General features: G+C 40.9%; 29 protein-coding genes. 9 read left to right on the top strand and 20 right to left on the bottom strand.

Going from position 1 to position 26,504, the window contains the following annotated elements; translation table 11 throughout:
* Positions 1–37 precede the first annotated feature (37 nt).
* Both phoR and J8Z28_RS14000 read left to right on the top strand, forming a co-directional pair.
* Positions 38–1,369 carry a phosphate regulon sensor histidine kinase PhoR gene (phoR, locus tag J8Z28_RS14005; protein WP_062564850.1) on the top strand — a complete coding sequence of 444 codons (1,332 nt, stop codon included), beginning with the start codon at positions 38–40 and terminating at the stop codon, positions 1,367–1,369.
* Positions 1,370–1,460: 91 nt separating this feature from the next.
* A complete protein-coding gene (locus tag J8Z28_RS14000) occupies positions 1,461–2,429 on the top strand; it encodes a PstS family phosphate ABC transporter substrate-binding protein (RefSeq protein WP_062564851.1) in 969 nt (322 codons plus the stop codon).
* 52 nt (positions 2,430–2,481) lie between these two features.
* Here the strand turns inward: J8Z28_RS14000 and mdoH are convergent, their stop codons facing one another.
* The 10 genes from mdoH to sfsA all read right to left on the bottom strand — a co-directional run bounded on the left by mdoH (position 2,482) and on the right by sfsA (position 12,924).
* Complete coding sequence (gene mdoH, locus J8Z28_RS13995; protein WP_062564852.1) at positions 2,482–4,464, bottom strand: glucans biosynthesis glucosyltransferase MdoH; 1,983 nt, start codon at positions 4,462–4,464, stop codon at positions 2,482–2,484.
* Positions 4,436–6,154 (bottom strand): OpgD/OpgG family glucan biosynthesis protein, encoded by a 1,719-nt coding sequence (locus tag J8Z28_RS13990; protein WP_130166529.1) that lies wholly within the window; start codon positions 6,152–6,154, stop codon positions 4,436–4,438. Before J8Z28_RS13990 ends, mdoH begins: the two co-directional genes overlap by 29 nt.
* A gap of 346 nt (positions 6,155–6,500) precedes the next feature.
* Positions 6,501–6,701 carry a hypothetical protein gene (locus J8Z28_RS13985; protein WP_372799652.1) on the bottom strand — a complete coding sequence of 67 codons (201 nt, stop codon included), beginning with the start codon at positions 6,699–6,701 and terminating at the stop codon, positions 6,501–6,503.
* A gap of 96 nt (positions 6,702–6,797) precedes the next feature.
* Positions 6,798–7,649, bottom strand: a complete 852-nt coding sequence (gene panC, locus J8Z28_RS13980) for a pantoate--beta-alanine ligase (RefSeq protein WP_062564855.1) — start codon at positions 7,647–7,649, stop codon at positions 6,798–6,800.
* Positions 7,650–8,444: a 3-methyl-2-oxobutanoate hydroxymethyltransferase gene (gene panB, locus J8Z28_RS13975; RefSeq protein ID WP_062564856.1), complete on the bottom strand. Its 795-nt coding sequence runs from the start codon at positions 8,442–8,444 to the stop codon at positions 7,650–7,652.
* Between the two features lie 29 nt (positions 8,445–8,473).
* On the bottom strand, positions 8,474–8,962 hold the full coding sequence (gene folK / locus J8Z28_RS13970; protein ID WP_062564857.1) for a 2-amino-4-hydroxy-6-hydroxymethyldihydropteridine diphosphokinase: 489 nt from the start codon (positions 8,960–8,962) through the stop codon (positions 8,474–8,476).
* 2 nt (positions 8,963–8,964) lie between these two features.
* Positions 8,965–10,251, bottom strand: a complete 1,287-nt coding sequence (gene pcnB, locus J8Z28_RS13965; RefSeq protein ID WP_244269378.1) for a polynucleotide adenylyltransferase PcnB — start codon at positions 10,249–10,251, stop codon at positions 8,965–8,967.
* Between the two features lie 292 nt (positions 10,252–10,543).
* Positions 10,544–11,488, bottom strand: coding sequence for a tRNA glutamyl-Q(34) synthetase GluQRS (gluQRS, locus tag J8Z28_RS13960; RefSeq protein WP_062564858.1), 945 nt, complete (start codon positions 11,486–11,488; stop codon positions 10,544–10,546).
* 20 nt (positions 11,489–11,508) lie between these two features.
* On the bottom strand, positions 11,509–11,952 hold the full coding sequence (gene dksA, locus J8Z28_RS13955) for an RNA polymerase-binding protein DksA (RefSeq protein WP_054551179.1): 444 nt from the start codon (positions 11,950–11,952) through the stop codon (positions 11,509–11,511).
* Between the two features lie 252 nt (positions 11,953–12,204).
* On the bottom strand, positions 12,205–12,924 hold the full coding sequence (gene sfsA / locus J8Z28_RS13950) for a DNA/RNA nuclease SfsA (protein ID WP_062565101.1): 720 nt from the start codon (positions 12,922–12,924) through the stop codon (positions 12,205–12,207).
* A gap of 149 nt (positions 12,925–13,073) precedes the next feature.
* Between sfsA and pepB the strand changes: the two genes are divergently transcribed.
* Both pepB and J8Z28_RS13940 read left to right on the top strand, forming a co-directional pair.
* Positions 13,074–14,369 (top strand): aminopeptidase PepB, encoded by a 1,296-nt coding sequence (gene pepB, locus J8Z28_RS13945; RefSeq protein ID WP_054560873.1) that lies wholly within the window; start codon positions 13,074–13,076, stop codon positions 14,367–14,369.
* 207 nt (positions 14,370–14,576) lie between these two features.
* Positions 14,577–15,143, top strand: coding sequence for a phosphoribosyltransferase (locus J8Z28_RS13940; protein ID WP_054560872.1), 567 nt, complete (start codon positions 14,577–14,579; stop codon positions 15,141–15,143).
* Positions 15,144–15,358: 215 nt separating this feature from the next.
* Here the strand turns inward: J8Z28_RS13940 and J8Z28_RS13935 are convergent, their stop codons facing one another.
* From J8Z28_RS13935 to J8Z28_RS13925, 3 genes are all read right to left on the bottom strand, one after another.
* Positions 15,359–16,324 (bottom strand): hypothetical protein, encoded by a 966-nt coding sequence (locus J8Z28_RS13935; protein WP_250659643.1) that lies wholly within the window; start codon positions 16,322–16,324, stop codon positions 15,359–15,361.
* Positions 16,315–17,286 carry a hypothetical protein gene (locus tag J8Z28_RS13930; RefSeq protein ID WP_250659642.1) on the bottom strand — a complete coding sequence of 324 codons (972 nt, stop codon included), beginning with the start codon at positions 17,284–17,286 and terminating at the stop codon, positions 16,315–16,317. The genes J8Z28_RS13935 and J8Z28_RS13930 overlap by 10 nt, the downstream gene beginning before the upstream one ends.
* 383 nt (positions 17,287–17,669) lie before the next feature.
* Entirely contained in the window at positions 17,670–18,326 is a 657-nt protein-coding gene (locus tag J8Z28_RS13925; protein WP_054560870.1) for a Crp/Fnr family transcriptional regulator, read from the bottom strand.
* Positions 18,327–18,594: 268 nt separating this feature from the next.
* Here J8Z28_RS13925 and J8Z28_RS13920 point away from each other — a divergent pair, with 268 nt between their 5' ends.
* Positions 18,595–18,825, top strand: a complete 231-nt coding sequence (locus J8Z28_RS13920) for a YgjV family protein (protein ID WP_062564860.1) — start codon at positions 18,595–18,597, stop codon at positions 18,823–18,825.
* Between the two features lie 2 nt (positions 18,826–18,827).
* Here the strand turns inward: J8Z28_RS13920 and J8Z28_RS13915 are convergent, their stop codons facing one another.
* The 5 genes from J8Z28_RS13915 to J8Z28_RS13895 form a co-directional block, all read right to left on the bottom strand.
* On the bottom strand, positions 18,828–20,468 hold the full coding sequence (locus J8Z28_RS13915) for an amidohydrolase (RefSeq protein ID WP_062564861.1): 1,641 nt from the start codon (positions 20,466–20,468) through the stop codon (positions 18,828–18,830).
* Between the two features lie 93 nt (positions 20,469–20,561).
* Positions 20,562–20,795 carry an EF-hand domain-containing protein gene (locus J8Z28_RS13910; RefSeq protein ID WP_054560867.1) on the bottom strand — a complete coding sequence of 78 codons (234 nt, stop codon included), beginning with the start codon at positions 20,793–20,795 and terminating at the stop codon, positions 20,562–20,564.
* A 4-nt stretch (positions 20,796–20,799) separates the two neighbouring features.
* Complete coding sequence (locus J8Z28_RS13905) at positions 20,800–21,033, bottom strand: EF-hand domain-containing protein (protein ID WP_054560866.1); 234 nt, start codon at positions 21,031–21,033, stop codon at positions 20,800–20,802.
* A gap of 103 nt (positions 21,034–21,136) precedes the next feature.
* Positions 21,137–21,364 carry a PLC family EF-hand domain-containing protein gene (locus J8Z28_RS13900; RefSeq protein WP_054551189.1) on the bottom strand — a complete coding sequence of 76 codons (228 nt, stop codon included), beginning with the start codon at positions 21,362–21,364 and terminating at the stop codon, positions 21,137–21,139.
* Positions 21,365–21,373: 9 nt separating this feature from the next.
* Entirely contained in the window at positions 21,374–21,601 is a 228-nt protein-coding gene (locus tag J8Z28_RS13895) for an EF-hand domain-containing protein (protein ID WP_062564862.1), read from the bottom strand.
* Between the two features lie 312 nt (positions 21,602–21,913).
* Here J8Z28_RS13895 and J8Z28_RS13890 point away from each other — a divergent pair, with 312 nt between their 5' ends.
* The 4 genes from J8Z28_RS13890 to J8Z28_RS13875 are packed head-to-tail and all read left to right on the top strand — an operon-like array spanning position 21,914 to position 25,755.
* Entirely contained in the window at positions 21,914–23,371 is a 1,458-nt protein-coding gene (locus J8Z28_RS13890) for a HAMP domain-containing sensor histidine kinase (protein ID WP_062564863.1), read from the top strand.
* Position 23,372: 1 nt separating this feature from the next.
* Positions 23,373–23,900, top strand: a complete 528-nt coding sequence (locus J8Z28_RS13885; protein WP_062564864.1) for a hypothetical protein — start codon at positions 23,373–23,375, stop codon at positions 23,898–23,900.
* 2 nt (positions 23,901–23,902) lie between these two features.
* Positions 23,903–25,246 (top strand): sigma 54-interacting transcriptional regulator, encoded by a 1,344-nt coding sequence (locus J8Z28_RS13880; RefSeq protein WP_250659641.1) that lies wholly within the window; start codon positions 23,903–23,905, stop codon positions 25,244–25,246.
* 8 nt (positions 25,247–25,254) lie between these two features.
* Positions 25,255–25,755 carry a DUF1543 domain-containing protein gene (locus J8Z28_RS13875; RefSeq protein ID WP_058585737.1) on the top strand — a complete coding sequence of 167 codons (501 nt, stop codon included), beginning with the start codon at positions 25,255–25,257 and terminating at the stop codon, positions 25,753–25,755.
* Positions 25,756–25,966: 211 nt separating this feature from the next.
* Here J8Z28_RS13875 and J8Z28_RS13870 read toward each other — a convergent pair whose 3' ends face one another.
* Positions 25,967–26,176, bottom strand: a complete 210-nt coding sequence (locus J8Z28_RS13870; protein ID WP_054551195.1) for a hypothetical protein — start codon at positions 26,174–26,176, stop codon at positions 25,967–25,969.
* A gap of 50 nt (positions 26,177–26,226) precedes the next feature.
* Positions 26,227–26,397, bottom strand: coding sequence for a hypothetical protein (locus J8Z28_RS13865; RefSeq protein WP_156426462.1), 171 nt, complete (start codon positions 26,395–26,397; stop codon positions 26,227–26,229).
* Positions 26,398–26,504 lie beyond the last annotated feature (107 nt).

Here is a 26,504-nt window from a genome sequence, read left to right as displayed (position 1 = left end):
AACAAGCTAATTTACATACTTAAGGTAAAGTGAGTGTATGTATCGAGTAGTGAATAAACAGGCGTTAGCAAAACGCCTGTTTATGTATTTCTTACCCTTGTTATTAGTTGGCGTACTTGTAGGTGCGCCTTTTTTGCTTTTATTTTTAGGCTCTTTTGCACTTTTAATTTGGCATTATCATCAATTATATCGCCTCAGCGATTGGCTCCTTAATCAACGTAGTTTTAACCCACCCGAAGGGGAGGGAGCGTGGGAGCAAGTCTTTGAAGGGATCTATCATTTACAACACCGCAACCGTAAAAAACGCAATGAATTGGCAGACTTAATACGCCGTTTTCGTGATGGTGCCGAAGCTGTGCCTGATGCGGTTGTCGTATTACAAAAAGATCTTAGCATTATTTGGTGTAACCAATTGGCTTTAAAGGTTTTAGGTTTACAATGGCCTACCGATCATGGGCAACGCTTAGATAATCTTATTCGCGATCCTAAGTTTGCAAAGTACATGCATAAAGCTTGTTTCGATGAACCGCTCGAGCTTGATGGTGGCCACAGCTACGATCAAACCTTAGAGTTTCGTGTTATGCCCTATGCGAGTTCACAGTTGATGATGGTGGTGCGTGATGTTACTCGCTTAAAGCAACTTGAGCAGATGCGTAAAGACTTTGTGGCCAATGTTTCTCATGAGCTGAGAACACCGCTTACTGTGGTAACCGGTTACTTAGAAATGCTTGATTCAGATAGCTTACCACCTCCTGCAATGTGGCAAAAAGCGCAAACAACCATGCTTGAACAATGTAAGCGTATGGATAGCTTGGTCAATCAATTACTGTCTTTGTCGCGTATTGAAGGGGCACGTCGTCAAGATAACGATAAGCCTGTCAATGTGCCGCAGCTTCTTACCTATATTCAAACCGAAGCACAGTCATTGAACCAAGACAAAGGCCATGAGCTTATATTTAATGTTGATACGAGTTTAGACATTAAAGGGGCCGAAGACGAATTACGTAGTGCCTTTTCTAACCTTGTTTTTAATGCCATTCATTACACCAAGCCAGGTGGCAAGATTGTGGTTGATTGGCAGCTTAAAAATAACCAAGCCGCATTTAGTGTGACTGATAATGGTGATGGTATTGCCGCAGAGCATATTAACCGTTTAACCGAGCGTTTTTATCGTGTCGATAAAGCTCGTAGCCGAACGACAGGTGGGTCTGGGCTAGGTTTAGCAATTACAAAACATGTACTTACAAGGCATGACAGTCGATTAGATATCAGCAGTAAATTAGGACAGGGCTCTACCTTTGCGTTTGCATTTGGTAGCGAAAAAGTCGTACGTATTGAAGAAAAAATAGAAAAAACTGCAAAGTCATAAAAATGTCATTTAAGGGTAATCTAACTGTCATCTAGTGTCATTAGAGTAGACCGCAGTTAGGAAATGGGACGAACAAATCGGAGTAACCCCTATGAAATTCAAAAATCTCGTTGCCGCAATGGGTGTGGCTGTAACAACATTTGTATCAGCACAAGCAGCTGCAGTTGATAAAGATATGCCTGAGTACACTAAAACAAGTGGTATCTCTGGTAACTTCTCATCTGTTGGTTCTGACACTCTTGCAAACATGATGACGTTCTGGGCAGAAGAGTACAAACGCTTCTATCCAAACATAAACATTCAAATCCAAGCAGCGGGTTCTTCAACTGCTCCTCCAGCATTAACTGAAGGTACAGCAAACTTCGGCCCAATGAGCCGTCGTATGAAGTCAAAAGAAATCGAAGCATTCGAAAAGCGTTACGGCTACAAGCCAACTGAAGTTCGCGTTGCAATCGATGCTCTAGCTGTATTCGTACACAAAGATAACCCAATCAAAGGTTTACGTATTGACCAAGTTGATGCGATTTTCTCTTCTACACGTAAATGTGGTGCAAGTGAACAAGTTAACCGTTGGAGCGAAGTAGGTCTTGAGGGTGATTGGGCTGCAAAAGATATCCAGCTTTACGGTCGTAACTCAGTATCAGGTACTTACGGTTACTTCAAGAAGAAAGCCCTTTGTAAAGGTGACTTCCGTAACAATGTAAACGAACAACCAGGTTCTGCATCTGTAGTACAGTCAATCTCTTCTTCTGTGAACGCGATTGGTTACTCAGGTATCGGTTATAAAACATCAGGTGTACGTACAGTACCACTTTCTAAGAAAGGCGATAACTTTGTTGATGCAACATTAGAAAATGTAGCAACAGGTAAATATCCACTATCTCGTTTCTTATATGTTTACGTGAACAAGCACCCTAACAAGCCGCTTTCACCAATCGATGCAGAGTTCTTAAAAATGGTTCTTTCTGTAGATGGTCAAAAAATTGTTGAGAAAGATGGTTATGTGCCACTTTCAGGCAAAATGGCAATGGCTGAACTTAAAAAGCTAGGCCTTCTGTAACAACCATACAGACATAGATGAAAAAACCGCTCATTGAGCGGTTTTTTTTCGTTTAGCTTTTGGCAAAGAGCTTGGCTTTAATACGTTGCTGAGCAATACGTACTTGCTTGCGCTTTTTGCCTGAGGGTGCCTTAAAGCTTTGAATAGGCATTACCGTTGGGTATTCATTAGGTAATGCTGGTACATTAAAGTCAGCGTGTTCATCTTTTGGCAAGCCAATTTCTTGTTGATGTACACGAAGTGCCGCTAAGGTATCATCGTTTTCAACTTCACTTGGACATAAAAATAAACCCATTTTTCGCATTTTCACACCTAAGCCGATGCTGCTTGAATAGCGTACAATTGGCGCTGCTAAAATAAGGCCTACTAAAATAGGTGATAACCACCAAAAGAAAGTCGGTGTGTAATAGTAGGCAACCGAACCCCAGATAATCGCGGTAATAGTCGAAAATAACGTATAACCAATCGCTTCTTTCCACGGCACCATTCTGCCTTCGCGAGGTTGTGCATCCCAGCTAACTTTTTTGCCTAAAAATACGCACACTACAAAGTAGCTATGAAACACCATCATTAAAGGGGCAATCACAATCGCAAAAATAGTTTCGATGAGTGAACCGGCAATTAATTTCATCGTACCGCCAAAGGCTTTATTACGATGCACTAAAGTCACAATTACGCCCATTAATTTAGGCAGTAACAACAATACAGCTGTAATAAATAACAACGAATCAATTAAATCCGTTTTAGCAATTTGCCAGGTTGGGAAAAGTTGATAAGCATGATTAAAGTACACGTCGCTATTAAGTGCACGAGTTACTGCATCTAAGGTACTTAATGCCAGCATAGATAACCAAATCAACGATGAAATATAAGCTGTGGCACCAAATAAAAAGTGCATTTTACTCATTAGCTTAAGACCTGATTTAGGCAGTAAACCTAAATGCTGGATATTACCTTGCACCCAACGTCTATCACGAATCGCGTAATCGAGAATGTTACTTGGTACTTCTTCGTAACTGCCTTCAACATCGCTAAGCAGTAACACATCCCAACCACTGCGGTGTAGCAGAGAAGCTTCTACAAAGTCATGACTTAAGATCTCACCACCAAATGGGGCATTACCTTTTAAAACAGGTAGGCCGCAGCACTTTGTGAATGCTTCAACGCGAATAATCGCATTGTGGCCCCAGTAGTTTGCTTGGTTTGTTTGCCAAAAAGCAGAACCAGTTGCCAGCATTGGGCTATATAAAATTGATGCAAACTGTAAAAAACGACCAAAAAACGTGTCTTGGCGAACTGGAATAGGGATCGTTTGGATCAAGCCTGATTTTGGATTGCTGATCATGCTAGAAGTCAGTTCAAGCATACATTGACCCGTCATAATGCTATCGGCATCAAGCACAATCATGTGATCGTACTGGCTACCCCAACGTTCACAAAAATCAGTTAAGTTACCCACTTTACGGTGTTTATTATCTTCACGGCGACGATAAAAAGTATGCTTTGCTAAATCACCTAAGCGCTCAGTAAGTGCATTCCACGCTTTAAGTTCATTACGTGCAATTTCAGGGTCTTGCGTATCACTTAGCAAGTAAAAGTCGTAATGCGGCATTTGCCCTGTTTTAGCCAGCGAGCGTAAACTTACTTCAAAACCGGCGATGACACGCTCTGTATCTTCGTTGTAGATAGGCATAACAATGGCTGTTTTAGTTTGGCTCAAGGCATGCTGATTAATCTCGATTGGCTTTTGACGTTTTAAGGTCAACGGGTCAATACGAAATAATTGCAAGATAAAGCCCATACAGCCACTACAAAAGGCTGTAACAATCCACGCGAAGGTAACTGTAAATAATGCCAGTAAAGCGTACTCAAGCGGTGTCATGCCGTTTGAATTTAAAATATCGAACATGATCCACACGCCATAGGCGGTAATGGTAAGCGCTAGGCTCGAAAAAAGCCAAGCGCGGGTCTTCTTAAATGGCATTGCTGTTGCCTTTAATGCTTTACTATTGGACGTCGTTTGGATACCAGACATAGCTCCATACCTCGCTGATTTCTTTATCACGTAGTTTTAACGATAAGCGCATATCAACAGGCTTATCTCCCTCTGGCGCCACTTTAAATGCTACGCGCCATCCTTGATTGTTTGGTAACTGCTGTACCGTTTTATCGCTTATTTGCCCAGCTGAGAGTGTAAGATCCGCCTGCATGGCAAAATTAGCAGATAGTTGATTAATCGTTTCGCCACTAAAATCAACGGTAAATTGGCGGTGGCTTTTTGGTGGTGGATTGTCTTCACCAGGTAATGCTGCACTACCAATTCGAGTTCTTAACACACTCGCTTTATCTTGAGTTGCAAGTGTGGCATTGAAAGTCGACAGCTTGTAACTAAAACTTAAGCTGTCACCAGCTTTCATTGGCTGCTCTGGCACCCAGTAGCTAACAATATTGTCGTTAGTTTCGGTATCTGTTGGGATCTCTACTAACTCAACACGCCCTTTACCCCAATTACCCACTGGCTCAATCCACATGCTCGGACGGTTGTGATAATGCGCTTCGGTATCAAGGTAGTTATTAAAATCTCGGTCTCGCTGCGCAAGGCCAAAGCCTTTAGGGTTCGCGTAGCTAAACGAAGTCACGCTCAATTTCTTCGGGTTATTCAGTGCACGCCAAATCCATTGACCTTGTTCTGATTGCATTAATAGGCCATCAGAATCATGTACTTCAGGGCGGTAATCATCAAAAAACTTAGTACTATTTTCACCGTGGTAAAACATACTTGTTAGCGGGGCTATGCCGAGCTTTTTAATGTCTTTACGGGCAAAAATTTGCATCTCGGTTTTTACTTCAGTGTTAGTAGAAGGTGTTAGTTCAAAACGATAGGCTCCCGACACTGAAGGGCTATCTAATAATGCATAAAGCACGATGGTAGTATCTTCGGGTGCAGGTTTTACTAACCAGAACTCTTTGAATACAGGAAATTCTTCGCCTGAGCTCAGTGCTGTATCAACTGCAAGACCTCGAGCTGACAGACCATATACTTGATGCGGGCCAACTAAACGAAAATACGAAGCACCTTGGAACACAGCTACTTCGTCTTTGTACTGGTTGTTGTTCAGTGGAAAATGCAAACGAAAACCTGCATGGCCAAGTTGTGTATTGGCAATAGCGGTGCTGATCTCTTGCTCTAACGGGGCAGCAGTTGCATCGTAACGATAGTAATCTGTTTTAAAAGGTAAACTTTTTACTTCGGCATTTTGCTCAAGAGTATTAATTGCAACCGGTGAGCGATATAAGAAGCCTGGGTGGAATAACTGCACTTCATACAGGCTTTGATCTTTCCAAATTGCTTGCTCAGTACGAAAACGAATTGCACGGTAGTCCTGATAACCAATGCTAGTTAATGCTTCAAGCTCTAACTCCTTAGGGGCTACATACGGCTCAGAGGCTAATTTCTTCGCACGTGCAGTGATAACTTCAAATAGCTTTTCTTCTGGAATCGTGATCATTGCAGGCTTAAGCTCAACCGCAGCACTATCCTTTACTTGCTGTTTTTCATTTTCGGTTGCTTGAACCTCAGCGGCTGTTTGTTCTGTTTCAGTTGCTTTTGGCTGATCTGGTTCTTCAACTGCGTAACTATGACCTGCGCTGATGGCTAATAATACGCCCAAGAAGGTCTTCTTTTTAATAGCGCTGAAGAGCTTAGTTCGGGTTTCTGGTTTCATTCAATTTTCCTTTAGCCGTAAATCACGTTAATTCTTTCATATCTCATAGCAATTACTGGACCCAAAATAAAAACTAACAATCTCAATGGCTTTGAGTTGGTGCAGCTAAATGCGAAGAGTAAAATTTTGAAATTAGTGCGAAACAATTACACGGTTGCAGTTGTTTATTCGTCACCAATATGGAGAAGTTTAATGAACGAAAGCTTGCCCTAATATGAATAGCTTAAAGGGTAAACAAAAATATGAACAAAATTACCAGAGGCTTAATTGTGCGAGTGAAATTGTAATCGTGAGGGGGAGTGCAGGCACCGAATAGGTTTTCAGTGCCTTAAAAAGCGAGTCGTTGTTATTTAACTTCGCCTAACTTTTCTGCATTGGCTTTACATTGGTTGTAAGCTTCAATGCACTTGTTGCTACAGACTTTATGAACTAAGCCATCAGCGGTGCTTTGTTGCTCACAGCTCGCTTCGCATTGATAGTTTTGCTGAGCACATTGCTGCATTTCTGGGTTGTCAATTTTGTTTGAGCAGGCAGACAGTAATGTCATAGCAAACAATGTTGCTGCAATTGCTGGTAATTTTTTCATGCTTATCCCTAGTTTATGTCTTTTCTTTGCAATCCATCTTACCCAGATTGTTGCTATTTAATCCAGCTCAACTTGTAAATTGTCAATTAAACGTACTGAGCCCAAATAAGCAGCAGCTAAAATAACAAGTTGTTTGTCAGCCACGGTGGCTGGTTTTAGTGTAGAGCGCTCTGCAATCGAATAATAGTCAGGTTTTAGTCCTGCCTTTTCAAGTTGTGCTTTTGCATCTGCCTCAAGAGCTGCAATGTCTGCGCTGCCTTGTTTAAGTGCCGTTGCAGTATTATTTAGTGTGGCAAACAGTACTTTTGCGGTGTCTTTTTGCTCATCAGATAAATAGCCATTACGAGAGCTCATTGCTAAACCAGAGATTTCGCGGCAAGTAGGTACGCCAATAATTTCAACTGGGATAGATAGGTCGCGCGTCATGGTTTTAATAACCTGTAGCTGCTGAAAATCTTTTTCACCAAAACAAGCAAAGTCAGGTTGTACTAAATTAAATAATTTAGTGACAACGGTTGCAACGCCTTTGAAGTGACCAGGACGCGAGCCTCCACAGTAACCCATAGAAACCCCCGGTACATCGACAAAGCTTTGCTCGCCTAAACCATTTGGGTAAATTGTTTCAACGGATGGGGTAAACACGATATCAGTACCAAGATCTGCTAAACCTTGTTTATCTTCGTTTAGTGTACGCGGGTAACTATCAAGGTCTTCGTTGGCACCAAATTGCATCGGGTTTACAAAGATACTCACAACCACTTTATCAGCCAATGTTTTGGCTTTTTCAACAAGTGAAAAGTGACCTTGGTGTAAATTGCCCATGGTAGGCACTAGCGCAATGCTCAGGCCCGCTTGACGCCAAGCTTTGATTTGGCTGCGTAACGATTTAATTTCAGTGATTGATTGCATTTATTTAAACTCGTGTTCGGTACTTGGGAAAGCACCACTTTTTACATCTTCACAATACTTTTGCACTGCTGCTGGCATATTGCCGGTTTCTAATAAAAAGTTCTTTGAAAACTTAGGGATATAACCTGCCGAAATACCAACTAGGTCGTGCATTACTAAGATTTGGCCATCAGTTTGATTACCTGCACCAATACCAATGGTAGGAATGTTTAGCTCATCAGTAATACGTTTAGCAAGCTCACTTGGAATACATTCTAAAACAAGTAACTGTGCACCTGCCGCTTCAAGTGCTTTCGCATCGCTGACCATTTTATCGGCTTGAGATTGCTCACGACCTTGAATTTTAAAACCGCCAAAAACATGCACTGACTGAGGTGTTAAGCCTAGGTGGCCACATACTGGAATACCTTGTTGGGTCATTGCACGAATGCTGTCGTGCAGCCATTCGCCACCTTCAAGCTTAACCATGTTTGCCCCAGCACGCATCAGCTCTGCTGCATTTTTACAGGCATCAGCTGGGTTGGCATAGGTCATAAATGGTAAGTCAGCAATCACAAATAATTCGCGGCTACCGGCACGCACACAGCGAGTATGGTATGCAATATCTGTGTTGGTTACAGCAAGGGTGTCATCAGCACCTTGCAATACCATGCCTAGTGAGTCACCGACTAAGATCACCTCGACGCCATTATCATGAAACAATTTAGCAAAGCTGGCGTCGTAAGCCGTTAATGCGGTGATTTTTTGTTGTTCTTGTTTCATTTTATTCAAGGTTGAAACGGTGATTTTAGACATAATTTCCTCTAAGGCTTAGCCTTGGTTGATTACTGCTGAGGGAGTTGTTGTAAATCGTTTAAAGGCAACGTTTTTGTTATATCAGCAAGTGATTGATTATTCGGTAGTACAAGTGTTGGTGCAATTTCCAACAAGGGATAAACAACAAACTCTCGCTCTGTTAGGCCATAATGAGGCACAGTTAAGCGAGGGGTGTCTATCACGTCATTACCGAACAATAAAATATCTATATCAAGGGTACGCGGACCCCAGCGTTCTTCTTTTCTAACACGGCCATGCTCAAGCTCAATGGCTTGAGTTAAATCAAGTAACTGCTCTGGCTTAAGTGCAGTTTTAACACACGCGACTGCATTTACATAATCGGGTTGATCTTGTGGCCCCATTGGTTTGCTTGCGTAATCATGGGATACACAAACAAACTCAACATCTTTTAATGCTTTTAGGGCAGTGACAGCAGCATGAATTTGTTTACGTGGTGTGTTTAAGTTGGCACCTAAACCTAAATAAACGGTATGCATACTTAGTCTACTTTTTTCTTGCGTGGGCGACGACGGCGCTTAGGGCCACCTTGGTGTCCTAAGTTTTTAACCATCTCTTTTTGGCCATTAATGTCTTGGCTTAGGTAGGTTGTCCACCAATCAGCAAGCTCTTTTTGTTGCTCTTCGCCAGCTTGCACACGCAGTAATAAGAAATCATAAGCGGCTTTGAAGCGAGGCTGTTGAGTGAGCCTATAAGCGCGCTGACCACCTCGTTTATCAAGGCGTTGCTGAATATGCCAAATATCGCGTGCACCCAAGGTGAAGCGTTTTGGTACTGCTACCTGTTGCGCGTTTTCACTCTGCACTTTGTTCATTGCTTGTGCAAATGCATCGTACTCTGAAAGTTGGTCGCGTTGTTGTAACTTCTTCGCAATGCTCTGCAATGGGAACCACAATAAGGCTGCAAAAATAAAGGCTGGGGTGACTTTTTTATCAGCATTAATACGTTTATCGGTGTTTTTAAACATTTGCAGGATAAACGTATGCTCAAAGCCTTCAGGGTTGGCATCTAAGATTTTATCAAGCGCAGGAAATAATGCTTTGAATAAACCATATTGGCGTAGCATTAAGTAGTTTTCTTCAGCTTTGCCGTTTAAAAACAATTTGAGTGATTCTTCAAACAAACGAGCTGGCGGAATATGATCAAGTAAGTTAGCAAGGCTTTTAATTGGCTTTTCGGTGCCAGGTGCAATGCTCATTCCTAGTTTGGTGGCAAAACGCACTGCACGTAACATGCGCACAGGGTCTTCACGGTAACGTGTTTCTGGGTCGCCAATCAGCTCAATTTGTTTTGCTTTTATCGCGCTAATGCCATTGGCATAGTCATAAATACAAAAATCGTTAATTGAGTAGTAAAGTGCATTAATCGAAAAGTCGCGGCGCTCGGCATCTTCTTCGATGCTGCCATAGACATTGTCACGCAGGAGTTGGCCGTGTTCACTTGATTGACTAATTTGATTTTTGCTTTCTTCGGCTTCGTGATGGCCACGCATGGTCGCCACTTCAATAATTTCTCGACCAAACACGATATGGGCTAAACGAAAACGGCGACCAATTAGGCGACAGTTACGAAATAGCTTTTTGATTTGCTCAGGGGTTGCGTTTGTTACAACGTCGAAGTCTTTTGGTTGTTGGCCTAACAATATATCTCGAATACAACCACCTACAAGGTAGGCATCAAAACCACCTTCTTTAAGGCGGTACAATACTTTGATTGCATTTGGGCTAAATTGTTTGCGCGAAATACCATGTTCACTGCGCTCGATCACCAAAGGTAACTCGCTCGTTGGCAAAGCATCACTTGATGTCGTGGCATTTGGGCCAATAATCTGCCGACAAAATTGAAAAAGCTTAGAAATAATAATCTGTCTCCTACGACGCGGACTTTGCGACTCATCAAGTATAGCGTTTGTTTGATACTTCGCCGATGTGAGATTGACGTGTAATCAGTGTGTTTTAAATGGCGCTAAATTAAGGTGTTGATGATTCGCACACTTTGGGTCGCTATCATATACCAGCAGGGCTGAAAAATTAAGTTACTCGGCCTTTAAAATTGGCAATTTATTTTTCAATAGTAACAAAGTTACAAAAAGGAGAGTTTGGATCCTCGCTAACTTGTATTTCTTGCACCTTTGGTATGTGTTCAAGGCGGTAAGTTTCAATAGCCCAAGCTAACATCTGTTCGATATTTAACGATAAAAGTGAGCTTTCTGGCTTTAAGCCTAAAAAGCGCAAGGCATCGAACAACGCGGGCTTTGGATCTGATTTTGCTATTGCCGGAGCGTAATTTTGTTTTGATAGCTTAAAACCGGGTTTAGCTACTGCTAAAGGTAGGTGGGCGTATTCTGGGGCCGGTTTATTTAGCTGCTTAAACAAACTGAGTTGTCGTGCGGTCGGTTCGAGTAAATCAGCTCCGCGAACGACTCTTGTAATACCTTGTGCAATATCATCGGCGACTACGACCAGTTGGTAAGCAAATAAACCATCGCTGCGCTTTATTAAGTAATCTTCTTTGGCAAGTTGGCTATCAACAGACACTTTACCTTGAATTAAATCATGGTAGTGACTGGTTGCAAATTGCTGGGTTAAACGTAGCGCTGAATCAGTTAAAGCGTGGTTTTTATAACGGCAGTGGCCTTGGTATATCCCACCGATTGCTTTAATTTCTTTGCGCGTGCAATGACATGCATAAACAAGGTTTTTCGAAATTAACTCGTCAACAATGGCTTGGTATTGCTCATGACGCTGGGTTTGGTATATAACAGGCTCGTCCCAGTAAAGACCGTAAGCCTCTAAGGTATGTAATATATCGTCGCTAGCACCGCTTACAACACGCGTTGTGTCGATATCTTCAATGCGTACTAACCATTTTCCTTGATTGGCTTTTGCATCGAGGAAGCTACCCACAGCCGCTATAAGTGAGCCAAAATGTAATGGCCCTGAAGGGGATGGCGCAAAGCGGCCACGATATTCACGCATTGGCGTGTTAACGGCTGTGGTAGACATGGGCTAATTAAAGGATGTAATTAACCGCGTCCAGATTGCTTTTCTTTAATTTCCGCAAGCGTTTTACAGTCTACACATAAATCAGCTGTAGGACGCGCTTCTAGGCGGCGGATACCAATTTCGATACCACATGATTCACAGAAACCAAAATCGTCTTCTTTGATTAATTGAATCGTTTTTTCAATTTTCTTGATCAGTTTACGCTCACGGTCACGAGTACGAAGTTCTAATGAGAATTCTTCTTCTTGTGCTGCACGGTCTACTGGATCCGGAAAGTTAGCTGCTTCGTCTTGCATATGCGATTTAGTACGGTCTACTTCGTTACGTAAATCGTTACGCCAAGCTTCTAAAATTGTTTTGAAATGAGCACGTTGTGCTTCATTCATATACTCTTCACCTGGCTGTTCCTGATATGGTTCTAACCCGGCCTGAGCCAATAACCCTAGTCTTTTTTGGTCTGGCATAACTTTCTCCTAAATCCTTAATATTTTGCCCAGCGTTAGCCGGCGGCTATAAATAGCAGAATCATTAGACTGAGGCAAATTTATTTTTAATTAATCCTCTTGACCTTGCGCTAATGATTGCTCAAATAATTATGGGCGGTTTTGTAAGCCCTTAACTATCCATAAATTTTTTAAATTTGCTAAGTTATATGGGCAAAAAAAAATAATACAACTAAAATAGTGCTTTTATTGTCGTTTTCGTAAAAGAGTAGCTTAGTTCAGAAAATCACATTTTTCTTGCAACTTAATTTCTTCTGCCGAAATTTTTGCTTTATAAGCAATCACTTCAACACCATTATCTATAGCTTCAGTTAAAAGTTGGGCGTATTTTGAGTCGATATGTTTTGCCGCACTCACTTGATTGATACCTTCATGTAAAACTGCAAAAAATAGCACTGCACGATGCCCTTGTTGCACCATCTCTATTAGCTCTCGCAGATGTTTTTGGCCTCGCTCAGTTTTTGCATCCGGAAAATACCCTTGCCCAGATTGTGGTTCTGTTTGCGAAAGCAATGTCACAGATTTTACTTCTACATAGCAATGGGGTTTATGTTTATCTGTTAATAAAAAGTCGATACGGCTATTTTCTTGGCCGTATTTTACTTCTGCAGCAATTGTTTGATAGTCAACAAGTTCAGCAATCGCGCCTGCATTTAAGGCTTCTTGCACAACTTTGTTTGCAATCGCGGTATTAACACATATTAAGTGATCGAATTGGTTCTGAGTTAATTGCAAGGATTGAGGGAACTTACGTTTAGCATTATCACTGGTTGAATAAAACGCTTTAAACCCAGGCTCTGCACATCCCGTCATTTTGCCGGTATTAGCACAGTGAGCTGTAAACTCTGTGCCATCGGCAGTTTTTAAGTCGGCTAAAAAACGTTTGTAGCGTTTAATTAAGGTAGCTGTTTGTAATGCGGGAGTAAATTTCATGGCTCTTAGTAATTCGTTTTTCTTTATTGTAAGTGATTCATTACGAGGATTGAACCACATCTCATAATGCTATTTATCGCAAGCTGTTGGGAACTGACGTTGGCTGTAGTAAACTCGAGTAACATTTTTAGCGCAAAGAGTATTCTAACATGTCAGAAAAATTTCTAGTTCAACTTAGCGAGCAGGGCGCTGCCGCACATTGGGGCGAAAAAGCCGCTCTTTCTTTTACTGAACAAGGCGCAACTGTTCATTTAACTGAGCAAGATACACTTAAAAACGTACAAAAAGCAGCACGTACGTTAGCTAATCAAGGCTTAAAAAATATTGCCTTAGTGGGCGATGTTTGGTGTACAGAAACACAATGGGCTTTCTACCAAGGCTTTGTTTCACCAAAGAATTTAGATGCTATTGAGTTTGTTGAAAATGCAAAAACAGACGGCAAAGAATTGGCTTCTTTAAAGCAAGCTGCGACGTGGGCTCGTCAAATGATCAATGGCACAGCTGATGATATTTTCCCAGAGAGCCTAGCTGGTAAAGCAGCTGAGTTTATTCAGTCACTAGCACCTGAGCACGTAAGCTACCAAATTATTAAAGGTGATGCTTTATTAGAGCAACAATGGATTGGTATCCATGCGGTAGGCCGTGGTAGTGAACGTCCACCAGTATTATTAGCATTAGATTACAACCCAACTGGTGATGAAAACGCGCCTGTTGCAGCCGCTTTAGTTGGTAAAGGCATTACGTTTGATTCAGGTGGTTACTCAATCAAAGCAAGTGAAGGCATGTTAGGCATGAAATGCGACATGGGTGGCGCAGCAACTGTGACTGCAGGTTTAGCACTTGCTATTAGCCGTGGTATCAACAAACGCATTAAGTTGTTCTTATGCTGTGCTGAAAACTTAATTTCAGGCCATGCCTACAAACTTGGTGATATCTTAACGTATAAAAATGGCACCACAGTTGAAATCGTTAATACCGACGCTGAAGGTCGTTTAGTGCTAGCTGATGGCTTAATGGCTGCAGGTGAGTCTGGCGCGCCATTAATCATTGATGCAGCAACGCTAACAGGCGCTGCGCTTGTTGCTGTTGGTCAAGAGTACAATGCATTGTTCGGTCTTGATAAAGAGCTTGTACGTGACGTACAAGACTTTGCAGAGCAAGAAATGGAAGCTGCTTGGCCACTACCACTTGAAAAGTGGCACCAACAAAATTGCCCGTCGCCATATGCTGATACGGCAAACAGTCGTCCACAAAAAGGTGGTGGCTACGGTGGTGCTTCTAATGCGGCTGGTTTCTTATCACGCTTTGTGCCAAATGAAGGTAAAGGTTGGGTTCACATTGACCTTGCTGCTGCATTTAACATGGGTAGCACAAGCGAGTGGGCTGCAGGCGCAACAACACAAGGTATGCGTACCGTTGCAAGAACATTACTAGAAAAAGCATAAGCAATTACCTTTTTCTAGTTAATTAAAAGCCCCTTAACTTTATCTAAGTTAAGGGGCTTTTTTAATCTAAAGGGTAATTTTACAAACTGATACAAGCTTTTTTGAGTAAATTAGTATAAAATCACGCCCCACATTTTCTCATCCTGTGGTTAGTTTTTATTAAATTAGCTACACTTGAATGATCAATTCACACTGGGGTCTCTATTTATGTCAGATAAGTGCTATATCACTGCGCAGCAGCTTCTTGAAGATTCATTTCGTGTTGCGGCACAAGTTTATGAAGATGGTTTCCGTCCTGATTTCATCATTGGTATTTGGCGTGGTGGTGCTCCAATTGGTATCGCAGTTCAAGAATATTACGATTACAAAGGTATAGAAACTGACCATATCGCAGTGCGTACTTCTTCGTATTACGGTATTAACCAGCAATCTAAAGAGATCAAAGTTCACGGTTTGCATTACATCATTGAAAATGCCAATGCAGACAATTCATTACTAATCGTTGATGACGTGTTCGATTCTGGCCGCAGTATTTTTGCATTAAAAGAAAAGCTTTCGGAGTTAATGCGTTTAAACCTACCACGTGATATTCGCGTTGCATGCCCATATTACAAGCCGAAGAACTCAAAGGTAGACATGGTGCCAGATTACTTCATTCATGAGTCTGAAGAGTGGTTAGTGTTCCCTCATGAACTTTCAGGCCTAACGCCAGACGAAATTATCGAAGGTAAATCTGATTTAGCGAACATCCACGACATTTTACTTGAAAAGTAACCTTGTCCAAATTTTTCATAAAAGGCTCTTAGTGAGCCTTTTTTATTGTCTTAAATTAAGAGCGTAAAACTCCCTATTGATAATAGGGTAGTTTAAGCTGCACAAATGCATTGATGCTTATCAAAAAAGAAAAGATTGGTGTTTATGTATATTTTTTAAAGGCAATAAAAAACCGCGCATAAGCGCGGTTTTAAAAGCTTTATTAGCGTCGTGGACTAGCCACCGTTACCAGAACCACCAGTACCACCAGTACCACCAGTACCACCTGTGATTGGTTGCTCAACAACTTCACAAACTGTAGGTATATCAAGAGTTACAGGTGTTGTGTTTACCTCTAAATCTTGAGAAAGCCATTGTCTATTACCATAGTCATAATATCTAATTGAATAGCTTGAACCTTCCTCTAAAGCAACATTAAATGTAGCACCTTCTCCATAGTAAGTATTTACAAGTGCATTACCTGAGAATAGACGAGAATATGTAGGTGTAGGAACTGGATCAGCGTTAACATCAAAGTCTTCAGTGTTACTACAAACTAACTGAGTAGTAACTTGCTTAGAAATAATGCCAGGGTTTGAAGTAGTTAGCTTTAAAGTTTCGCCATCTAAATCACAAATATTACTAACGCTCAATTTCGTAGCAGTAGTACCCGCATCACTTGCTAAACCGGCTAAAACGTTTGCACCCTTTTGACGTATTTTCAATGTAACAGGGAAGCCAGGAGGATTAGCTATATTAGCTTGTGAATAATCGCCTCTATTAGCTCTTAAATTACGAACATTACGGCGGAAACCGTTATTCTCAATTACTAGACTATATCGGCCTGCATTTGGTTGGTCGTTACTGTCAACAATATCGAATGATACGCTAGAACATTGATTATTGTTGAAGTAATCTAAGTTCCAATAAGATAAGTGATTAACGTCTACAGAAACGTCAAACGTGTCTGCACTATCATTGTCTGTAACTTCACCATAGCTTTCAAAAGACCACTTACCAGCGTCTTCATCATAACTCCAAACTGGGAATACATCACCTACAGCGATTTTACGAGCTGTTGGAGAAGTTAACGTACAAACACCCATGCTGTAGCCATTAGCTTCTGCATATGCCGAAAGGTCAGTTGTACCAGCCGGAACTGAAACTGGACATGGGTTTGAAGTATTCTGATCTACCTGCATTGCAACAGTAAGAGAGTTTCCTTCACCGAATGTTTTACTTTATTACCAGCATCATCAGTAAGCTCGATTGCAACGAAACCACCTGATGTAAATGAACCAGAAACATTTGAATCTGAGCCATCAGGGTTTGCAACAGAAAGGGCTAAACCACCAGGAAATGCATCAAGAGATGAATTTTCAACTGTAGCGCTATCAGCTTCAGTTTCATTACGTGTTGCTTCGTTAGCAAAGTAAGCCACAGTGATTTCAGGCACTGTTTCTAAAGCTGTACCGTCAGCAGTTAAAAACTGAGTACCGTTTTTAATTTTAACAGTAGTACCACCAACAGCAACGCCAGCTTTGTTTACAGATTGAGGAAGTTCAATTTCGTCTTTATCACCAGAAACACTTAAGCCGGTTGTTGGATCATAGGCTACAGTTGTATTTTCACCTTCAGGTACTAAAGATTCTAATGATTTAGTTTCTGCAACAATAGGAACATCAGAATCAGCTAAATTACGTGGCGTTAGTCGGATTTCATCAGCTGCTACGTTTTCAGTAGTTGTTACTGTGAATGAGCCAGAATTATTTAAGTATCCTTCAGCAGAAACAACATAATCGTAAGTTACGCCGTCAGCAGGGATCGACTCAAGAGTAAAGCTGAAAGCTCCATCTGTAGTTGACTTGTCTTCATCAGAAAGTGCATCACCAGCAACACTTAGTAAGCCATCTTCAGAAGATGTAAATGTGATGGTTGCCGTCACTGATTCATCAAGCAATTCGCCTGTAGCATCAATTAAGCTAACGGAGATAGCACCTGCTTGAGTCTCAGCTGCCGTAGGTGGAACTGCTACATCTTGTGTTGGAACTGGTGGCTCAGGCACTGTGTCGTTTTTGTCGTCATCACTCAAACAACCACTTAAGCTTAAAGTGACACCTAACGCTAGCGCTAGCTTGGTTAGTTTAAATTCATTGTTTCCCATAATCGTTACCTTTCTTTCCTTTCTCGTAAAGTAATCAGACTTTTATTAGAGCAAATAGTACCGGTTTGTGCACCGAAAAAACGCCACACATGGTTATCTGTTATTGAAGGATAAGCGTACATTATATATACGTCAAGTGAACATTATATATACGTCAAGTGAACATTATATATACTTTCATTAATAAAATAAGAAAGTTCTGTCTTATCTTTCAAGTGCAACAGCTGATAACAAACCGCTTTGCTAAATTGTAATATAGAGTCTTACTGTTAAGAAGCTTAACTCTATGAATATTTATAGATTATCCAACTGAACTTGTGCTGACTTTGCTTTTCAGTTTGGTAATATTATTTTAAAGCATTTAAGAAAAATTTGTAACACATTTATAACTGCGCAAAACTTTCTACGTAGTCACTAAGCTTGTCGATATCTACCACTTGTAAACCTTGATTGCTTCGCTGCACTAAGCCTTTTTCAACTAGTTCTGTAACTACTCGTCTATAAGCTCTTTCTGTGGTAGCAAAGCGCTCAGCTTCAGCATTTACGGTAGGGTAGGCACGCAGTAGTGTTGGGTTGCTGTTTTCTGCTCTTAATAAGCAATCTTTAGCTATGTTGTAGCTTAGTGGTAATAGCAGCTTATCTAAGTTTATTTTTTGGTTTTCTTGGAACTTAGCAGCAATTGTTTGCGCCGTGTACAAGCTTAACTCTGGCTTTTCTAATAGTAGTGCGCGCCAGTGTTTAAGCTCAATTAGGTTATAACTTACATCGCTAAAGCACGTAACTGTGTAAATACACGGGTAGTTATTCAGTGCTTCAATCTCACCAATCAGTGTGTTGTTACAATCAAGCTGGCCCAAAAGAAGGCGTCGGCCATTACCCACGTCATAGCTGAACGACACTGTGCCGCTTCTCACTAATACGAGTTTTGACAAAGGTTGATCTTGGTGGATCAGCACTTCTTTTTTAGCTTGTTGAAAACTACTGCCAGCAAATGTCAGTAATTGGTCAACAAGATAGCTTGAAAAATGATATTGAAACATTAACGCCGCTCTTCGGACAATTGTCCTATTTATTACATCTTAATGACGTTAGCATTAAGATTCTAAGAATTTACGCTAACTTGCTAGTAAGGTGTTTCACGTTACTGATACCTTCATTTCCCGTGTAATGATTTTAAAGCCAAGATTATTCTTAAGCTTTACAAGGTTTTTAGTAAGTTAGCTTTTTTATTTTATTGTCAAACTAGCACAGAGTGCGTCAAAAAAAATGACAAGCTCCAATGCTAACCTAAAGCCTAGGAGAGAACAATTGAGTTGGGAATATTTAGGCTATTTAGCGTCAGCACTGTTGGTTGCTTCTTTGACAATGAGCGATGTAGTAAAACTACGCTGGCTCAACCTAGCAGGATGTATTGCATTTACCTTCTACGGGCTGGCAATTGGTGCCGTTCCGGTAGCCTTTACCAATGGCTTACTGGCGTTTGTAAATATTTACCACATCGTTAAATTAAAGCGTCAGCAAAAAGCTGACGCTAAGTAGCATTATTCCTCTTTTTTATATTTTAGCTCGCCCGCAATCCAAGTTTGCGTCACGTTTATATCGTGGATCTCAGAAACTGGGGCTTTGTAATAGTCTTTATCAATCAAAATAAAGTCAGCCCACTTTCCTTGTTCTAAACTACCTACCTTAAACTCTTGATGTGCAGCATAAGCACCACCTAAAGTAAACGCACGCAAAGCTTCATCACGCGATAGCAGCTCTTGTGGTCGCCAGCCACCTTCAGGAAGTTGATTATGATCCATTCGTGTAATGGCTGAATATAAGCCATCAAACGGATCAGCAAGTTCTACAGGAAAGTCAGAACCTGCTGCAATTACAGAGCCTTGCGCTAAAAAGGTTTTCCAAGCATACGCCCCTTCAAGTTGTTTTTCAGTTAGGCGCTGCTCTGCCATATGCATATCAGAGGTTGCATGAACAGGCTGCATTGATGGAATAATTTTTAACGTTTTAAAACGAGGGATATCTTCAGGAGTAACAATTTGTGCATGTTCAATTCGGTTACGCAGTAAAATCCCACCGGTTTTTTTAAACACATTTTCATAGGCATCTAGCACAACATGATTGGCTTTATCACCAATGGCGTGGGTGTTCGCACTAAAGCCATGGGCAAAGCTTAAGTTGAATAGTTGCTCAAGTTTTTCTTGGGTTTCAAGCATTAAGCCATGGTGATTTTTACGATCAGCGTATTCCTCGATAAGGGCTGCGCCTCGGCTTCCTAAAGCACCATCCGCATACACTTTGACACTTCGAATCGACAGCATGTCATTCATGTCTTTATATTTGCCCGCTTTGAGCATGGTTTCTAGTTGAGGATCGGCAGCACTTAGCATGGCAACGATTCTTACGGGAAGGGTATTTTGCTCAGAGCGCTGCTTGTACACTTGCCACGTGTCGTAATCGATACCGGCATCATGGGTTGATGTAATACCCAAACTTAGTAGATGTTTACCTGCATTATCTAATGCCGTATTAATGCTGGCATGGCTTGCTTTTGGTACATGTTGGGTAACAAGCGTTTCGGCTTTATCAATGAATACCCCTGAAGGTAAGCCAGAATCTAACTTTAAAATTTCACCGCCGGCAGGAGAGGGAGTTTGTTTGGAAATACTTGCAAGTTCCATGGCTTTTGAATTAACCCACACAGCATGGCCATCAACGCGAGAAAGCACCACAGGTTTGTCTTTTACATATTTGTCTAAATCAGCTGCAGTTGGAAACTCACCGCCTGGCCACTGCTCTTGATTCCAACCGCGACCAATGATCCAACCTTGTTTATCTTTGGCAAACTCAGCCAGCATTTTGCCAACCTCATCTGCCGAGTTCGTATTTCTGACATCAAGTTGTGAAAGGTTATTACCTAAACCAATTACATGGCCATGAGCATCGACTAAGCCAGGTAACAACGTGGCTTGCTTGCCATCAATTGCGGTGGCGTCAGGGAAGCTATTTTTAATTGAGTCATTGCCTGTTTTTACGACTTTACCGTCTTTAAAAACCAGTGCAGAAAAGTGTTGGGTTTCGCCTTTGTAGGTAGGCGTGTAGCCATTTATATTATAAATAACAGTGGTGTTGGCAAAGCAGCTAAGTGAAGCTGTTGCTAGTAAGCTGATGATGAGTTTCATAATCTTCTAATAGTTTTTATTGATTTATGAAAACAGTATCAGAGTTGCAGTAAACTGCAACTCAGCAGCAAGTAAATAGTTAATTGTAACGCTTTATTTGCTTGCGTAGACCTTAAATTCACTAAGCGATAATTTATTATCTTTATCGCTGTCGTAGTTTTTGAAACGTGACCACAGAGCAGGGTCTCTCGCTGACTCTGAACGAGTCAGGTAACCATCGTCATTACGATCAAGTTGTTTAAATTTTTCACCAATACTATCTGCAGCAAAACTTATTGTGCTAAATACACCACATAAAATTAGGCTGGCAAAGGTTAATTTTGACATTATTTTAACTCTTGTTTGTTAAATAGTGTTTAAATTCAAGGAGCGAGATTTGTTGATCTTTATCTGTATCCCACTGTGCTATGCGTTTTTGCAAGTGCGGTTGAGAAGACAGTTCCTGCACAGATAAAAAACCATTTTTATCTTTATCAAGGTGATCAAATCTCTGTTTTACATCCAATGCTAAGCTATTGAAGCTTATAGTAATTAAGGTACATGAAGCAAGCCAGAAAATTCTCATAATTACTCTCCTTTATAAATAAAAGCGCTTGCCATAATTTAACTCCCAAAATTTAAATCCGTTTACACATTCCCTCTGGGATTATGGCAAGCACTTTAAGCCGTTAAGGTTTAAATTTTTCAAACTCTTGTTCAGACAGAACCTGATCGCCGTTTTCATCCAGATCGGCAAATTGCTTAAGTAGGTTATCGTGTTTGGTTGCTTCAGTTAATGAAATCTCGCCGTCGGCGTTTGTATCAAATTTAGCAAATCGAACATCCATTTGTGATGCTAAAACGGTGGCGCTGATAACTAAAAACATTAGCGAGAATGCAGCTAATAGTTGTTTCATTACAATCTCCTATTGAATAAACGACTGAAACTCAGAAAATGAAATTTGGCCATCTTGGTTACTATCAATTTGCGTAAAGTTGCCATGTAATAATGCATCTTCAGATGCTTCTGCTTCACTCAAAAAACCATTACTGTCTTTATCGAGTTCGTTAAACGTTGTTTGCAAATCAAGTGCATAACTACTTAACGAGATGAGACTTATAAGCAGGGTGGCTGCCAAGGCCGTTACTTTCATTTTGTGTCCTAAATAACTAATTTGCTTAGTACTAATCAAAATCAGTGCCAATTTTAAAAGTTCTTAATTATCAATTAGTTATTAATTTTATGTGGTTTTGAATGCGAAATAGTTACAGGGTATTGTGTCTTTTTTGCAACGATTTTCAGGTGTTAAAAGTTTATTCTTATTATTTCAATTAGTTAGCATGTTGCCAAATAGCAACTTTGTATCGGTTTTTGGGTAAAAATCAGCACTTTTTAAGGTCGGATTCAGCGAGTGTCTAAGTTTGTTCACTAATAATCTGCATCTGCAATTATGTTGAGAGTGAATATGCAAAATACAGTAGCGATAAAAATAAAACAGTTACTCAATTGGCGACCTAGTCTTATTGGCCAGTTCGTCTGTAGCATTTTGCTGTCTTTACTACCGTTATCTTTGGTGGTGATTTTATTTTTAAATGCGCTTAATAAGCAGCTTGCGGTGACTCAAGAAATCGTCGGTGACAATTACGAAATTACCAAAGCATTTAACAACCTCAAACAAGACTTAAATAGCCTTGAACGAGCAACTCGACAAAACTGGGTGCTCAAAAGTGAATCCCTCGATAGCTTGATTGCCAACAAGTGGCAATCGTCACTGCAAAGTGTCGATGAGCTCATTTTCTTAAGCCCAACCGCTGATTATGTCTCGCAGTGGCGGCAATTGGCTGAGGTATTACAATTTGCGCATCAATATTTATTAATAGAACAAAAGCAAGATGGTGAGCTGTTTGCACCCGCTAGTAAGCTTATCAGTGAGCAAACAAATTGGCTCAAAGAGCAAAATGAATTACGCATCACAAAAAATCAGCAGCAATTAAAAGCACTTCAAGCTTCATTTATTAATTGGTTGGTTGCGTTAATTCCACTCACTTTATTGGTCGGGGGAGGGTTTCTTTGGCGGATCAGCGGACGGCTCAGAGAACTCACAAATGTAATTGATAAACTTGGACAAGGCCATTGGCAGCAAAAAATTCAAGTTCGAGGCTCGTCAGAGTTAGTTGAATTAGGTAATAAACTTGAGTGGGTTCAAGCGCAGTTACATATGCTTGAGCAGCAAAAAGATACGTTTTTACGCCATGTGACACATGAACTAAAAACGCCCCTTGCTTCGATGGTTGAAGGCACAGATTTACTTGCAGATGAAATTGTTGGCCCAATCAATAGCGAGCAACAAGCTGTCCTTGAGTTAATAACACAAAGTATGGTGCGACTCAGAGCCATGATTGAAAGCTTATTGAGTTACAACGCGATTCGAACGAGTAAGCAAAGCCTAAGCGAGCTTAACTTTAACTTGATGATGAATAAAATTGAGCGTCATTTTGAGCACCGATTATCAGCGCGTGATTTATCCATTACTTGGGTTAACGAGTTACCAAATAAAGCCTTGTTTATCTCAATTGAGCTACTTGAAATGGTGCTTATTCAGCTTACCTCAAATGCGCTGAAGTTTTCGCCGGAACACGAGTCAGTGACAATAAAAGCAAGCTTAAAACAGGGGCAGTTAATTTTGAGTGTCAGCGACTTAGGAGTAGGGATAGAAGATACTGAAAAAGCCGCTGTGTTTGGGGCTTTTTACCAAGGTAAGAATGCAAAACAACATACTGAAATGGGCAGCGGGCTTGGTTTAACCATAGTTAAAGAAACCGTTGAACAATTAAACGGTAAGCTCTCTATTACAGATAATGAGCCACAAGGGTGTGTATTTACAGCCATTTTACCAATTCAATTAACCCAAGGAGTTAACTGATATGGGCTTAGCGAATAAAGCCAGTTTTATGCTTGTTATAGGCACACTTTTTATAACAGGGTGCACGATCACGCAAAAGCATGTTGAGCCAGAGCAAGTAGAGCCGACAACAGGTGTGAAACCTCAAGGGCAACCTAATCCAAAGCCTCGGCCGAAAAGTGAGCCGTTATACCCGCCTACAAGTACAGTCATTGCTTGGCATGCTGCTAAGTGTGGTGGCTTTAAAGCAAGCTCTGATAAAGCAAATTATGTTGGTGAAAATGAGCTAAAGCGTCTGTTTGAGTCGATTTGTTTACTCGGGGCTTCTGAGCCAGAAAAAGCCCTTAATCGGCTTGAACAAAGTGACCATGCTTTTTATTGGCCAGATGATATTAAGCAGTATCTTTGGTTACAAAAGCAATATTTACAACAGAATTTAGCGGCAAAACAAGCTAAGCAAGCGCTAAGTGATGAAATGGAAAAAACCTTATCGTCGCTTGCGACTATCGAACAACAACTTCTGCTACGTGATGAGACCAAGGAGCAGTAACCATGAATGAAGTAACAAAACCACGGGTTTTATTAGTAGATGACGATGCGAGTTTATTAAAGTTACTAGCGATTAGAATTGAGTCAAAAGGCTATTTGGTAAGCACAGTTGAAAGTGGCATTGAGGCATTACAAACGTTAAAAAACCAAACCTATGATGCGGTGATCACTGACTTAAGAATGGATGAAATGGACGGCATGGCTCTACATCGCCAGTTACAAAGTCGTTATCCTTCAATGCCGGTGATTATGATGACAGCACATGGTTCGATACCTGATGCAGTGGAAGCGACGAAGCAAGGTATATTTGCATTTATTACCAAACCGGTTGATAAAGATGAGCTGTTCGACAGCCTTGCTAAAGCTATCGAGATCCATGGTGTACATGGTGATGAAACACCCACACAAACAAATATTGTCACCCGTAGCGGCGCGATGTTGCATCTACTTGAGCAAGTTAAATTGCTTGGTCCAACGCAAGTGAATGTGTTGATCTCAGGTGCCAGCGGCACAGGTAAAGAGCTGCTTGCACAAGCGATACATCAACACAGCCATGTTAGTGACGGGCCATTTGTGGCAATTAACTGCGGCGCTGTGCCGGGGGAGCTTTTAGAATCTGAATTGTTTGGGCATAAAAAAGGCGCGTTTACTGGCGCAGTCAAAGACCATCAAGGTTTGTTTCAACAAGCACAAGGTGGTACCCTTTTTCTATACGAAATTGGTGATATGCCGCTAAATTTACAGGTAAAACTACTGAGGGTTTTACAAGAGAAAACCATTCGCCCTGTGGGCTTTCAAGAAGAGATCCCAATTGATGTGCGGGTGGTGTCGGCGACTCATAAGAACCTCCCTGAGGCAATCAATAATCAGCAGTTCCGTGAAGATTTATATTACCGATTAAATGTGGTGAACTTAAAATTGCCTCCGCTTTGTGAACGCCGAGAAGATATTAGTTTGCTAGCACAGCATTTTGCAGGTCTAATTGCTAAACGTATGGGGCAAGAGCAAAAGCAGTTTGCCAATGATGCGATGCATGCTCTGATTCGCTATGACTGGCCGGGTAATATCCGTCAATTACAAAATGTGATAGAGCAGGTAGTAGCCCTTACACCTGGTAAAGTGATTGCTGCTCAGTTAGTTGAGAGTGCATTAAACAGTAATGTTAGTATTGCTGAGCCACTTTCGTTAAATGATGCAAAAAAAGAATTTGAGCGAGACTATTTAATTAATACGCTGAAAATGTCAGCGGGTAATGTTGCCGAAGCCGCAAAGCTTGCGAAACGTAATCGCTCAGATTTTTATAAATTAATTAAAAAGCACAACATTAATGTTGAAAGCTTAATATAAGGAAAAACATGGCGCTTTTTTTAGTCTATCTGGGTGGTCGTATTCAAGGTTGTCACATTGAAATGCACGACGTTCGATTTGTCGTAGGTGATAACATTGAGCAAACCTATTCAAAATTAAAAGCACAGTGGGTGGGTGATAAAAGCAATGTGCACATGGATAGTTACATGCAAATTCAGCACATCGATGGCTATCAGGTCGAAGTGGTTGATACTGCGCATCACCAAGCCGAAAAACTGTATTTTGTAAATTTAGGTGCCTATCGAGCTGATAGTCTTGCGGAGCAACATGATTTTGCATTGTACGTTGCCCGTAGCAGTGAAGAAGCAAAGCAACGCGCTAAAGAGTCTTTATTGGCGGGAATGACTCATCTTCATAAAGATGACTTACACGATGTAGACGATTGTTTTGCTATTGATTTATTAGATAGCAACTTATCAATAAAATTAACGCCAAGCGGGCAAGCTCAAGCAATGAAGCCCGATTGGTTTGGCTATCACGTTCTGTAATACCAATCCGCAATAATACTTAATCATTTTGAGGGATTAAACCTGTCGCTACCTGCGTTAAAAATTTCTGATTTACGACTGCATGGATGCAGAAGGTAGAGCAATGCAGGAGCAATTGCCGAGCACAACTAAATAACGAAATGTTTGCCTTGCTATCAACAAGGTTTTCTTGCCTCAAAATAGACCACTTAATTAAGCCAATTGGTATAAGCTATTCTTGGTTATCGTTTTTACTGGCAACTTTAAAGGCGATGATCACCAATCCAAATAAGGCAAATGGCAGTGCAGCAAGTAAATACTCAACGGTATGGCTGTCTTGATAGTTAGGCTGGAGTAGGAAGTGACCTGCAACACAAAGTAAAATAGCCACGAATAAAACGGGCAGTAAAATCAGTTCTTTTTTAGGTGAGTGTTTTTTCATTACAAGGCGTTATATTCCAAAGGTGCGCCATTGTAATGATCTCGCCTTACTCAGGTCAAATAAGTTGCTTTGTAGTTTGCTTTATATTGCGCTGTATCAACTTTTTTTGTGTCAGCTTTTACAGGCTGCTTTTTTGGAGCCGCTGGTTTATCGGTTGCTTCATTATAGCTAAATAGCCCCATAATGAACTCAATCTCTTCACGTTGTAACCCAGATCGCATGATGCCCTCCAAAGAATAATTTGCCTTTTGTATTACAAATATTACGTCCTGTAATCTGAATTATCGGTGAATACCCAGTCATTAAACTGTAATCATATGTAACGCAA

It is taken from the genome of Pseudoalteromonas sp. SCSIO 43088 (assembly GCF_023650795.1).
Classification (GTDB): domain Bacteria; phylum Pseudomonadota; class Gammaproteobacteria; order Enterobacterales; family Alteromonadaceae; genus Pseudoalteromonas; species Pseudoalteromonas shioyasakiensis.
Note: the sequence above shows the minus strand (reverse complement) of the source record. Positions and strands in the feature narration are given on the sequence as shown.

Bases quoted from the DNA above. Each gene is read 5' to 3' on its own strand.
- J8Z28_RS13935 (WP_250659643.1), bottom strand. From the start codon at position 16,324: ATGCAGGTAGATCAGAATACTTCAAACCCATGTCCAGTTTCAGTTCCG.
- J8Z28_RS13905 (WP_054560866.1), bottom strand. From the start codon at position 21,033: ATGAGAATTTTCTGGCTTGCTTCATGTACCTTAATTACTATAAGCTTC.
- J8Z28_RS13870 (WP_054551195.1), bottom strand. From the start codon at position 26,176: ATGAAAAAACACTCACCTAAAAAAGAACTGATTTTACTGCCCGTTTTA.
- J8Z28_RS13875 (WP_058585737.1), top strand. From the start codon at position 25,255: ATGGCGCTTTTTTTAGTCTATCTGGGTGGTCGTATTCAAGGTTGTCAC.
- J8Z28_RS14000 (WP_062564851.1), top strand. From the start codon at position 1,461: ATGAAATTCAAAAATCTCGTTGCCGCAATGGGTGTGGCTGTAACAACA.
- folK (WP_062564857.1), bottom strand. From the start codon at position 8,962: ATGCATACCGTTTATTTAGGTTTAGGTGCCAACTTAAACACACCACGT.
- gluQRS (WP_062564858.1), bottom strand. From the start codon at position 11,488: ATGTCTACCACAGCCGTTAACACGCCAATGCGTGAATATCGTGGCCGC.
- pepB (WP_054560873.1), top strand. From the start codon at position 13,074: ATGTCAGAAAAATTTCTAGTTCAACTTAGCGAGCAGGGCGCTGCCGCA.
- J8Z28_RS13985 (WP_372799652.1), bottom strand. From the start codon at position 6,701: ATGACATTACTGTCTGCCTGCTCAAACAAAATTGACAACCCAGAAATG.
- J8Z28_RS13890 (WP_062564863.1), top strand. From the start codon at position 21,914: ATGCAAAATACAGTAGCGATAAAAATAAAACAGTTACTCAATTGGCGA.
- J8Z28_RS13895 (WP_062564862.1), bottom strand. From the start codon at position 21,601: ATGAAAGTAACGGCCTTGGCAGCCACCCTGCTTATAAGTCTCATCTCG.
- sfsA (WP_062565101.1), bottom strand. From the start codon at position 12,924: ATGAAATTTACTCCCGCATTACAAACAGCTACCTTAATTAAACGCTAC.
- J8Z28_RS13880 (WP_250659641.1), top strand. From the start codon at position 23,903: ATGAATGAAGTAACAAAACCACGGGTTTTATTAGTAGATGACGATGCG.
- dksA (WP_054551179.1), bottom strand. From the start codon at position 11,952: ATGCCAGACCAAAAAAGACTAGGGTTATTGGCTCAGGCCGGGTTAGAA.
- J8Z28_RS13930 (WP_250659642.1), bottom strand. From the start codon at position 17,286: ATGGGAAACAATGAATTTAAACTAACCAAGCTAGCGCTAGCGTTAGGT.
- J8Z28_RS13865 (WP_156426462.1), bottom strand. From the start codon at position 26,397: ATGCGATCTGGGTTACAACGTGAAGAGATTGAGTTCATTATGGGGCTA.
- mdoH (WP_062564852.1), bottom strand. From the start codon at position 4,464: ATGTCTGGTATCCAAACGACGTCCAATAGTAAAGCATTAAAGGCAACA.
- panB (WP_062564856.1), bottom strand. From the start codon at position 8,444: ATGTCTAAAATCACCGTTTCAACCTTGAATAAAATGAAACAAGAACAA.
- J8Z28_RS13900 (WP_054551189.1), bottom strand. From the start codon at position 21,364: ATGAAACAACTATTAGCTGCATTCTCGCTAATGTTTTTAGTTATCAGC.
- J8Z28_RS13925 (WP_054560870.1), bottom strand. From the start codon at position 18,326: ATGTTTCAATATCATTTTTCAAGCTATCTTGTTGACCAATTACTGACA.
- J8Z28_RS13885 (WP_062564864.1), top strand. From the start codon at position 23,373: ATGGGCTTAGCGAATAAAGCCAGTTTTATGCTTGTTATAGGCACACTT.
- panC (WP_062564855.1), bottom strand. From the start codon at position 7,649: ATGCAATCAATCACTGAAATTAAATCGTTACGCAGCCAAATCAAAGCT.
- J8Z28_RS13915 (WP_062564861.1), bottom strand. From the start codon at position 20,468: ATGAAACTCATCATCAGCTTACTAGCAACAGCTTCACTTAGCTGCTTT.
- phoR (WP_062564850.1), top strand. From the start codon at position 38: ATGTATCGAGTAGTGAATAAACAGGCGTTAGCAAAACGCCTGTTTATG.
- J8Z28_RS13910 (WP_054560867.1), bottom strand. From the start codon at position 20,795: ATGTCAAAATTAACCTTTGCCAGCCTAATTTTATGTGGTGTATTTAGC.
- J8Z28_RS13940 (WP_054560872.1), top strand. From the start codon at position 14,577: ATGTCAGATAAGTGCTATATCACTGCGCAGCAGCTTCTTGAAGATTCA.
- J8Z28_RS13990 (WP_130166529.1), bottom strand. From the start codon at position 6,154: ATGAAACCAGAAACCCGAACTAAGCTCTTCAGCGCTATTAAAAAGAAG.